Consider the following 8,220-nt stretch of genomic DNA (forward strand, 5'->3'; position numbering starts at 1 on the left):
TATATAAAGGGTGAAGTCATTGATTATCGAAATGGATATGAAGCTGTTAGGTACCATACCCGGATTAAAATTGGGCATTAACCATTATACCAAAATTACAGTGTCAGAATCGCCTCAAATGCTAAAAGGAAAATTACAATTATTCCAAGAGCAGCTTTTCTTTGAACTGGAGAACAAATCTGTCACCGAATTCCCCGGCATTAACGAATGGCGCACTGTATGGAAAGCACTTGGCGCAGACCCTAATCGATACCGTCATTCTACAGAAGCACTTATGCGGCGGATTAAGAAGAACAACTACATCGATCCATTCCACAATGCTGTCGACTTGAACAACTTCTTTTCCTTACAACACCAAATCCCAATAGGTATTTACGATTTCGAAAAAATTGTCGGCGATGTTTTGGTAACTTCAGGCATGGATGAGGATGGATACGAGGGATTGAACGGCCGTTTTAATTCATTACAGAACATTCTACTGCTAAAAGATGATTATAGCCCATTTGGCAGTCCATATGTCGACTCTATTCGCACCGCCGTAACAGAAGATACGACCGAAGCGTTGCATATCTACTTTTTACGTCCATCCATGGATGCTGCTGAAGCGTTTAAACTGACAACAGCATGCGGAAATATGTTCACTAGTCTTAGCGGCGGAGACGTCCGTTCTTATGTTTTGCACGAAGGACAAACTTCTATTACAGTAGACTGACATCGTTTATAAATGGTTGAATATGTATATTTAAAAAAAGTAGTACAAACCAAGCTCTTGGTTTGTACTACTTCTATTTGTATTTTCTTTTCCTAGCTGTTTTACATCTTTTAAAATTACTTACGTATTGTATTTAATGCAGTTGTCCATGGGATAACTTGGTCTAACATTTGGTTTACAGAATCTGCTTGCACGGCAGCAGGTTTGAATACCGTACCATTTTCGAAGTCAGTAAATAGTGATAATGCTGGATGTACACGAACATGCGCTACAAGCAATTCACTTAAAATACCGCGTAAATGTTCAGTTGCACGTGCCCCGCCTACTGAACCATATGATACAATACCAGCCGCTTTATTGTTCCACTCGTCACGTAAGTAATCTAAAGCATTTTTTAGTGCGCCTGTGATTGAGTGGTTATATTCTTGAACGATGAATACAAATCCGTCGCAACCATTAATACTTGCTGACCAAGCTGCTGCGCCTGATGCATCGCCACCTGGTTCACCTAATAGTGGTAATTTGAAGTCTGCGATGTCAATGATTTCGTATGAAGCGTCTCCGCGTTTGTCTGCTAGTTCTTTTACCCATTTCCCTACTTGTGGACTAACTCGTCCTTCACGTGTACTACCCAAAACAATCCCAATTTTCAACATGTCATTTCCTCCTGTTTGCTCTACATTTTCGTTTGATCCGAATAATTTTTTAATAAAACTCATTGTTATACCTCATATTCTTTTTGAATTTCAATTGTGCTTCTTACTGTATCAAACTGTCGTACTAACTGCTCAATTTGTGTGCGCTTTGGTTCTAAAAAAGGTGGTAATGATAGTTTTTCGCCAAGTGTTTCATATGGCTCATCACCCATAAATCCTGGTCCATCTGTTGCAAACTCAAATAAAATTTGTGGTGCAACGCGTACATATAGCGATTCAAAGAAGTGACGATCAACATAACCCGATGTTTGGAATCCAAATTCCTCAAGTCGTTGCGTCCATTCATCTAACACTACACGATCCTCTACACGAAAAGCAGCGTGATGAACTGTACCATATCCTTGTCGTGCAATTGGTAATGTCGTATTATGTTCTACAATAATTTGAGAACCATTTCCTCCCTCACCCCCTTCAAATAAATGAGAAGTTCCTTCTGAATTAATTTCTTTAAACAGCAAGACTTCTTCTAACATTTGTTTGAAATATGTGAAATCCGAAATTCGAACAAAAATTGGGCCTAAACCAGTAATCGCAAACTCTAATGGAATTGGACCTTTTTGCCAAGCTGTACCAGCTGCGACACCTTCATTAAATTCATCAGAAATTAGTTGATACTGCTGATCGTCAAAATCTACGAAAGACAGTGTCTTTTTACCAAACTGCTCCTTGATGCCAGTATGCTCAATCTTGAGTCGGTTAAAACGTTTTACCCAATAATCAAGTGCTACATCAGTCGGTACTCGGAATGACGTTTTGGCAATCTCATTTGTACCATGTATCCCCTTTGGAATGTTTGGGAAATCAAAGAACGTCATATCGGTTCCAGCACTTCCTTTGTCATCTGCAAAGAAGAGGTGATAGGTTTGTATATCGTCTTGATTGACCGTTTTTTTAACTAACCGCATACCCAATACATATGTGAAAAACTCGTAGTTCTTTTCTGCACTACTTGTAATAGCTGTTACATGGTGAATTCCTTTTAAATGATTCATTATTTCTCTCCCTTTCATTTCTATATAATCACTAATACTCAAATTAATAATTCTTCAATTCGAGATATTAATGAAAAAAATTATAGTTTTTCTGCATGGTATCCAATTTGTTTCAGAAGGTCAATTGTTTTAGTAATATCCTCATCTGTTAACTGTTCAAAAATCTGCTCAATTTTCTTTTGATGCTGAGAGAAATTTTTATCCATAAACTCTTTTCCTTCACTCGTCATAACAGCATAAGTTACGCGACGATCATCTGGACACGCTCTACGAAAAATATAGTTCTTTTTTTCAAGCTTATCTACGACATAAGTAATACTACTACTTGAAATAAGAATCTTTTTTCCAATAATTTGTATTGGCTGTTCCCCTTTATGGTACAACAATTCTAGAACAGCGAATTCGGTTTGATTTAATCCGAATGTGGCTACACTTTTTTTATTAACTTCCTGAATCGATTGGGAAGCACGAAGTAAAACTGTAAATGCTTTTAACTTATTATTTTCCATTCCTATTCCTCCCTTCCACTTTATCTCGGATTGACATATCTTTAATTTGAAATAAATTTACCATGTACTTCGTTACTTGTCAATCGTTTTAGATTTTTCAAGAATCTAGGAAGATAAAATCATATACGTCTCATGACTTTTGTTTCCGTTTTAAACAATACCAAACCAAGTGTAAAGGGCAATAATCACAAATACGGTTACTGTTTTAATGATGGTAATCACAAATATGTCACCATAAGATTGTTTGTGTGTTAAGCCTGTAACAGCTAGTAAGGTAATAACGGCTCCGTTATAAGGAAGTGTATCGTAATACTCTTTGCACCTATAGCGGCACTTTGAAAGAATAGATGGCTTCTTACCTGGAGAAAAGCCGCCAAAGATGCAATTTTGGCGGCTGATGCTCTCTCTATGATTTTTTCTTATTTACTTTAAAGATGTGTCAGTTTCTAATAGGCAACACAAGCTTAGATGCATAATTTTTACTAAAAGTAAGCAAGGAACACATTGTACAAGATTGCCCGAAATTATATCTTCGGGCAATCACACTCTCAATAGAATATCATCTATTCTTTTCTTCCAAAACAACTGCATTTTTCACTTGAACATTGTAGGGACGCGACAGACAAAGGCAATTGCAATGGAAAACTCGAAATAGTATCGCCGGATTCCCTCTATGAAAATCGTTTCTTTCTCTTCGGCGGTAAGGAGCGATTTTTTTAGTTCAATTTTTGAATGGCTGTGTTTTCTCACCATCAATTAGTAATGTCCATGTTCCTTGCTCTGGAAATTTCAAATCCCCTTGATATTGATATATAAACGAACCTGCTACAGTAGCTTTTCCATTCTGAATAAAAACATGTTCCGAAATAATGTTCCCTTTCTTACTAAGCACCTTAACTTCTATTTCCTTCCCACTTTCCTTCGAACTTTCAATATAGATTTCAGTTTTCTCATCTACTTTAAGTTCCATTGGATGATTAATCAAAGTATAATTTTCAGTCTTAGGAAATGCGGGAAGGACTTCAATTACGAATTCCTCAAATAATTTATCATCCACATAGAAGGATAATTGCCAGTCTCCCTCTGTAGGGATTGTTTCGAAACTCGTCACTATCTGTTGGATATTTTCGTCAAATAGAAAACCGTCGAAAGTCCCTTTAGAAATCACGATTTCTTCATTGTAAGTGTTCTTTGCTTCTACCCTATAATTTCTTCCTGCGAGTTCTGATGAATCCCCCCAAAAGTAGAGCATCATTTTAGCTCCTCTTCTCGCATCTTTGGCTACAAATTGCTCGTTAAATAACATCCCCACCTTATCTTCAATTCCAGTCACTTCTTGATTATTATGTGGTAGGTTAAAGATTTTGGCTTGTTGTGTAGTCAATTCTACTTGAGGCCGAAACGACTGCCTTAACTCACTAAACCAATTATTCCTTTCACTGTCACTTGATAGGACAAGGGCGAATACTGTTGCACATATCAAAGTTAGTGCAATGAAAGGTTTAACAAAGTCTATCCTCATTTTAGGCTTGATTTCCCTTTTCAAAGCTAGGCTGATGTTTTCCTTCTGTTCCTCATTCAATGTGTATTTAGGAAGTTTTTTCAGATTTTCTTGTAAGTTCTCCATTCTCTTCATAAGGAAATCCCCCCTCTACAAGAATCTCTCTTAGCTGCTTTAATGCTCGATGAAACATGACATTCACATGATTCACATTACTTTTCATTACTTCGCTCACTTCTTTAGCTGTTAACTCCAAAATGCCTCTCAGGATAACTACTTCTTTATATTGTGGAGAAAGTTGATGGATTGCTTTATATAATTGATGAATCTCTTGATTAAGGATAGTTTGTTCTTCCAATTCATTTGAATATTTTGGCTCGCGGAGAACTAAGTGCTTGATCTTCTCCCATACTTTCCTTCTCCGGTAACCATCAACAACCTTATTTCTTGCAATAGAAATCAACCACGTTTTCGGATGAGATTGACCTCTGAACCCTGACATTTTTTTCATAGCAATCATAAAGGTTTCTTGTACAAGATCCTCGACGTCCATCGAGCCTATATAGTAAGTAAGGAAGCTTGTGATATCCCTTTCGTACAGTTGAAACCACTCCTCGATTTTATGGTTCGTCACACGATTTCCCCCCCTTTGTTTATTAGACGATTCACTATGTAAAATATTACAGATAACTAAGAAGAGATATTACTTCAAGGTACAGTAAAAGAACTTCACCAATTTCTTCTCCTCCCAAAAAAACTCCTTTTACCAACTTAAAAGAAGTTTTGGTAAAAAGAGTTCTTGATTTCAACTTATATAGTAGATACATTCAATACTTATTTATTAAGTCAACTTTTCTTGACGAAACACTCGTTACTCATTTTCTGCAATATGTCTCAAGGCCCGTGCCCGACTCATGATGAAATTCCTCATATAACTTTCCAAAAACAACTTATCCGCAATAACACCAATCAATCCATATGGTGATGTATATTGAAATCTGTCAATCATTAAAGTGCCATTATCCATCTCAATAAACTCATGAATATGGTGAAAAGAGTGGAATGCCCCTTTCACCATTATGTCTTCAAACTTATACGGTCTATCCATCACCGTTACTTTTGCAGTCAGTCGTTGTCTTATACCGAAATGGACGGCCTCCCATGTAACAACATCCCCGGCCAGTAATAAACCTGTTGTAATCCCACCGACAGCCTTCTCTTTCGTCCCCTCTGTCGTACGTGTATGAACATCCACATCTCGTGCAAGATCAAAGCAACGTTCTACCGAGGCTTGAACAAACTCCTGGTGTTCAATTATTGGCATATCGGTTCCCCCGTTCTCTAGTCTTTTATCTAAACATGTGTTGAAGAAAAGAATTGAATTGCATTGAATACACTACGGTGCTATGGATAGCCATCGTAAGGCCCCTTCGCTCAATTAATTCAACTTATATAGTAGAAATTAAATAAAAAAAAACACAACCGAAGTTGTGTTTTTTCATCTGATACCCGAGGCCGGACTTGAACCGGCACGCCTTACGGCATCGCATTTTGAGTGCGACGTGTCTGCCATTCCACCACTCGGGCATACTAATATTCATTTCACCAACAATGATACATAAGAAAATTGGAGGCGGCAACCGGAATCGAACCGGTGGTAAGGGTGTTGCAGACCCATGCCTTACCGCTTGGCTATGCCGCCATATGAAATGTGGAGCGGAAGACGGGATTCGAACCCGCGACCCCGACCTTGGCAAGGTCGTATTCTACCACTGAACTACTTCCGCGAAACTGGGGTAGCTGGATTCGAACCAACGAGTGACGGAGTCAAAGTCCGTTGCCTTACCGCTTGGCTATACCCCAAAAAGATAAATGGGGCGACTGAAGGGAATCGAACCCTCGAGTGTCGGAACCACAATCCGATGTGTTAACCACTTCACCACAATCGCCATGATATCTAATTTGTTTTCATTGATTATAAAAATGGGGCGACTGAAGGGAATCGAACCCTCGAGTGTCGGAACCACAATCCGATGTGTTAACCACTTCACCACAATCGCCATGATATATAATTTTGTTTTCATTGGATATAAAAATGGGGCGACTGAAGGGAATCGAACCCTCGAGTGTCGGAACCACAATCCGATGTGTTAACCACTTCACCACAATCGCCATGATATTAGATTAAACTAAAAAAATGGCAGGGGCAGTAGGAATCGAACCCACATCAAAGGTGTTGGAGACCTCTATTCTACCGTTAAACTATGCCCCTACAAAAATGGTGGTGGGGGGCGGATTCGAACCGCCGAACCCGTAGGGAGCGGATTTACAGTCCGCCGCGTTTAGCCACTTCGCTACCCCACCATATTGGTGTAAATGGTGCCGGAGAAAGGACTTGAACCCTCAACCTACTGATTACAAGTCAGTTGCTCTACCAGTTGAGCTACTCCGGCACATATATTAGAATGGTGGCTCAGGACGGAATCGAACCGCCGACACAAGGATTTTCAGTCCTTTGCTCTACCGACTGAGCTACTGAGCCACATATTTGGTTTACATTAAGCCGTTAGCTCTTTCTAAACCTTAAAGTATTAATAAAAATGGCGGTCCCGACCGGGATCGAACCGGCGATCTCCTGCGTGACAGGCAGGCATGTTAACCGCTACACCACGGGACCATTTGGTTGCGGGGGCAGGATTTGAACCTGCGACCTTCGGGTTATGAGCCCGACGAGATACCACTTCTCCACCCCGCGACAACAATATAAACTATTAATTTAATAATGAACTTGAATGTCTAATCAAAAACCAATTATGTAATTCACTGCTTTATGATTAAAATTTGGTTGCGGGGGCAGGATTTGAACCTGCGACCTTCGGGTTATGAGCCCGACGAGATACCACTTCTCCACCCCGCGACAGTATTATTTATAGAGTAAATGTAATGGTGGAGGATGACGGGCTCGAACCGCCGACCCCCTGCTTGTAAGGCAGGTGCTCTCCCAGCTGAGCTAATCCTCCTGGGTAAAATTTTCTTCATCACGTATAGTGTGCGTTTATGAATACTCTTTTCAAAACTTCGTTTTAAAAAAGTAATGGTGACCCCTACGGGATTCGAACCCGTGATACCGCCGTGAAAGGGCGGTGTCTTAACCGCTTGACCAAGGGGCCTTTATTATTATTTATGTGAATCTGGCGGAGAGCAAGGGATTTGAACCCTTGAAACAGCGTTAGCCGCTTACATGATTTCCAATCATGCTCCTTCGGCCACTCGGACAGCTCTCCTAAATGGCTCCGCAGGTAGGACTCGAACCTACGACCGATCGGTTAACAGCCGATTGCTCTACCACTGAGCTACTGCGGAATAATAACAAAGATCATACAATGAGTATGTTCTTTTGGACTAACAGACCAGCGACGTCCTACTCTTGCAGGGGGAAACCCCCAACTACCATCGGCGCTGAAGAGCTTAACTTCCGTGTTCGGTATGGGAACGGGTGTGACCTCTTCGCAATCGTCACTGAACTATTTTCCACAAGACAAGATTAAGTATATCATATCTTGTTGGATCTTGCAAGCGTTTTTTACAAAATAATTAATTTTGTTCGCTCAAAACTGAATAAAACAGACATTGTGCTACACAGAATCAGGGTAATCAAGCCCTTTTTCAAAATTGGTTAAGTCCTCGATCGATTAGTATCCGTCAGCTCCACACGTCGCCGCGCTTCCACCCCAGACCTATCAACCTCATCTTCTTTGAGGGATCTTACTTACTTGCGTAATGGGAAATC

The 8,220-nt window shown here is 39.9% G+C and carries 7 protein-coding genes, 18 tRNA genes, 2 rRNA genes and 1 pseudogene; 1 reads left to right on the forward strand and 27 read right to left on the reverse strand.

Annotated elements, in window-relative coordinates; translation table 11 throughout:
* Positions 1-19 precede the first annotated feature (19 nt).
* On the forward strand, positions 20-712 hold the full coding sequence (locus FQ087_RS19905) for a B3/B4 domain-containing protein (RefSeq protein WP_370456096.1): 693 nt from the start codon (positions 20-22) through the stop codon (positions 710-712).
* 116 nt (positions 713-828) lie between these two features.
* On the opposite strand, the gene FQ087_RS19910 is transcribed toward FQ087_RS19905, so the two are convergent.
* The 27 genes and pseudogenes from FQ087_RS19910 to FQ087_RS20040 form a co-directional block, all read right to left on the reverse strand.
* Positions 829-1,431 carry an NADPH-dependent FMN reductase gene (locus tag FQ087_RS19910; RefSeq protein WP_149582345.1) on the reverse strand — a complete coding sequence of 201 codons (603 nt, stop codon included), beginning with the start codon at positions 1,429-1,431 and terminating at the stop codon, positions 829-831.
* Positions 1,432-1,433: 2 nt separating this feature from the next.
* A complete protein-coding gene (locus FQ087_RS19915) occupies positions 1,434-2,420 on the reverse strand; it encodes a ring-cleaving dioxygenase (RefSeq protein ID WP_149582346.1) in 987 nt (328 codons plus the stop codon).
* An 80-nt stretch (positions 2,421-2,500) separates the two neighbouring features.
* Positions 2,501-2,929: a MarR family winged helix-turn-helix transcriptional regulator gene (locus tag FQ087_RS19920; RefSeq protein ID WP_188006830.1), complete on the reverse strand. Its 429-nt coding sequence runs from the start codon at positions 2,927-2,929 to the stop codon at positions 2,501-2,503.
* A gap of 150 nt (positions 2,930-3,079) precedes the next feature.
* Positions 3,080-3,235, reverse strand: a pseudogene (locus FQ087_RS23195) (GntP family permease); the annotation flags it as partial.
* A 415-nt stretch (positions 3,236-3,650) separates the two neighbouring features.
* On the reverse strand, positions 3,651-4,565 hold the full coding sequence (locus FQ087_RS19930) for a hypothetical protein (protein ID WP_149582348.1): 915 nt from the start codon (positions 4,563-4,565) through the stop codon (positions 3,651-3,653).
* Positions 4,519-5,064 (reverse strand): RNA polymerase sigma factor, encoded by a 546-nt coding sequence (locus FQ087_RS19935; RefSeq protein WP_149582349.1) that lies wholly within the window; start codon positions 5,062-5,064, stop codon positions 4,519-4,521. The genes FQ087_RS19930 and FQ087_RS19935 overlap by 47 nt, the downstream gene beginning before the upstream one ends.
* Before the next feature lie 237 nt (positions 5,065-5,301).
* Positions 5,302-5,754: an SRPBCC family protein gene (locus tag FQ087_RS19940; protein ID WP_149582350.1), complete on the reverse strand. Its 453-nt coding sequence runs from the start codon at positions 5,752-5,754 to the stop codon at positions 5,302-5,304.
* Between the two features lie 182 nt (positions 5,755-5,936).
* Positions 5,937-6,017, reverse strand: a tRNA-Leu gene (locus FQ087_RS19945).
* Between the two features lie 41 nt (positions 6,018-6,058).
* Positions 6,059-6,132, reverse strand: a tRNA-Cys gene (locus FQ087_RS19950).
* A 10-nt stretch (positions 6,133-6,142) separates the two neighbouring features.
* A tRNA-Gly gene (locus tag FQ087_RS19955) sits at positions 6,143-6,217 on the reverse strand.
* A 4-nt stretch (positions 6,218-6,221) separates the two neighbouring features.
* Positions 6,222-6,293 (reverse strand) — tRNA-Gln (locus FQ087_RS19960).
* A gap of 10 nt (positions 6,294-6,303) precedes the next feature.
* Positions 6,304-6,379, reverse strand: a tRNA-His gene (locus FQ087_RS19965).
* 35 nt (positions 6,380-6,414) lie between these two features.
* Positions 6,415-6,490 (reverse strand) — tRNA-His (locus FQ087_RS19970).
* A gap of 36 nt (positions 6,491-6,526) precedes the next feature.
* Positions 6,527-6,602, reverse strand: a tRNA-His gene (locus FQ087_RS19975).
* 26 nt (positions 6,603-6,628) lie between these two features.
* A tRNA-Trp gene (locus FQ087_RS19980) sits at positions 6,629-6,702 on the reverse strand.
* Between the two features lie 7 nt (positions 6,703-6,709).
* Positions 6,710-6,794 (reverse strand) — tRNA-Tyr (locus FQ087_RS19985).
* A 13-nt stretch (positions 6,795-6,807) separates the two neighbouring features.
* Positions 6,808-6,883 (reverse strand) — tRNA-Thr (locus tag FQ087_RS19990).
* 13 nt (positions 6,884-6,896) lie between these two features.
* Positions 6,897-6,972: transfer RNA gene (locus FQ087_RS19995), tRNA-Phe, on the reverse strand.
* Positions 6,973-7,031: 59 nt separating this feature from the next.
* Positions 7,032-7,107 (reverse strand) — tRNA-Asp (locus FQ087_RS20000).
* A 3-nt stretch (positions 7,108-7,110) separates the two neighbouring features.
* Positions 7,111-7,185 (reverse strand) — tRNA-Met (locus FQ087_RS20005).
* An 87-nt stretch (positions 7,186-7,272) separates the two neighbouring features.
* A tRNA-Met gene (locus FQ087_RS20010) sits at positions 7,273-7,347 on the reverse strand.
* 27 nt (positions 7,348-7,374) lie between these two features.
* Positions 7,375-7,450: transfer RNA gene (locus FQ087_RS20015), tRNA-Val, on the reverse strand.
* A gap of 75 nt (positions 7,451-7,525) precedes the next feature.
* A tRNA-Glu gene (locus FQ087_RS20020) sits at positions 7,526-7,600 on the reverse strand.
* A 22-nt stretch (positions 7,601-7,622) separates the two neighbouring features.
* Positions 7,623-7,714: transfer RNA gene (locus FQ087_RS20025), tRNA-Ser, on the reverse strand.
* A 4-nt stretch (positions 7,715-7,718) separates the two neighbouring features.
* A tRNA-Asn gene (locus FQ087_RS20030) sits at positions 7,719-7,793 on the reverse strand.
* Positions 7,794-7,838: 45 nt separating this feature from the next.
* Positions 7,839-7,954, reverse strand: a 5S ribosomal RNA gene (gene rrf, locus FQ087_RS20035).
* Positions 7,955-8,102: 148 nt separating this feature from the next.
* Positions 8,103-8,220, reverse strand: a 23S ribosomal RNA gene (locus FQ087_RS20040); the annotation flags it as partial.

It is taken from the genome of Sporosarcina sp. ANT_H38 (assembly GCF_008369195.1).
GTDB lineage: Bacteria > Bacillota > Bacilli > Bacillales_A > Planococcaceae > Sporosarcina.

Coding starts and splice junctions, on each gene's coding strand:
- FQ087_RS19910 (WP_149582345.1), bottom strand. CDS start 1,431: ATGAGTTTTATTAAAAAATTATTCGGATCAAACGAAAATGTAGAGCAA.
- FQ087_RS19940 (WP_149582350.1), bottom strand. CDS start 5,754: ATGCCAATAATTGAACACCAGGAGTTTGTTCAAGCCTCGGTAGAACGT.
- FQ087_RS19920 (WP_188006830.1), bottom strand. CDS start 2,929: ATGGAAAATAATAAGTTAAAAGCATTTACAGTTTTACTTCGTGCTTCC.
- FQ087_RS19930 (WP_149582348.1), bottom strand. CDS start 4,565: ATGAAGAGAATGGAGAACTTACAAGAAAATCTGAAAAAACTTCCTAAA.
- FQ087_RS19915 (WP_149582346.1), bottom strand. CDS start 2,420: ATGAATCATTTAAAAGGAATTCACCATGTAACAGCTATTACAAGTAGT.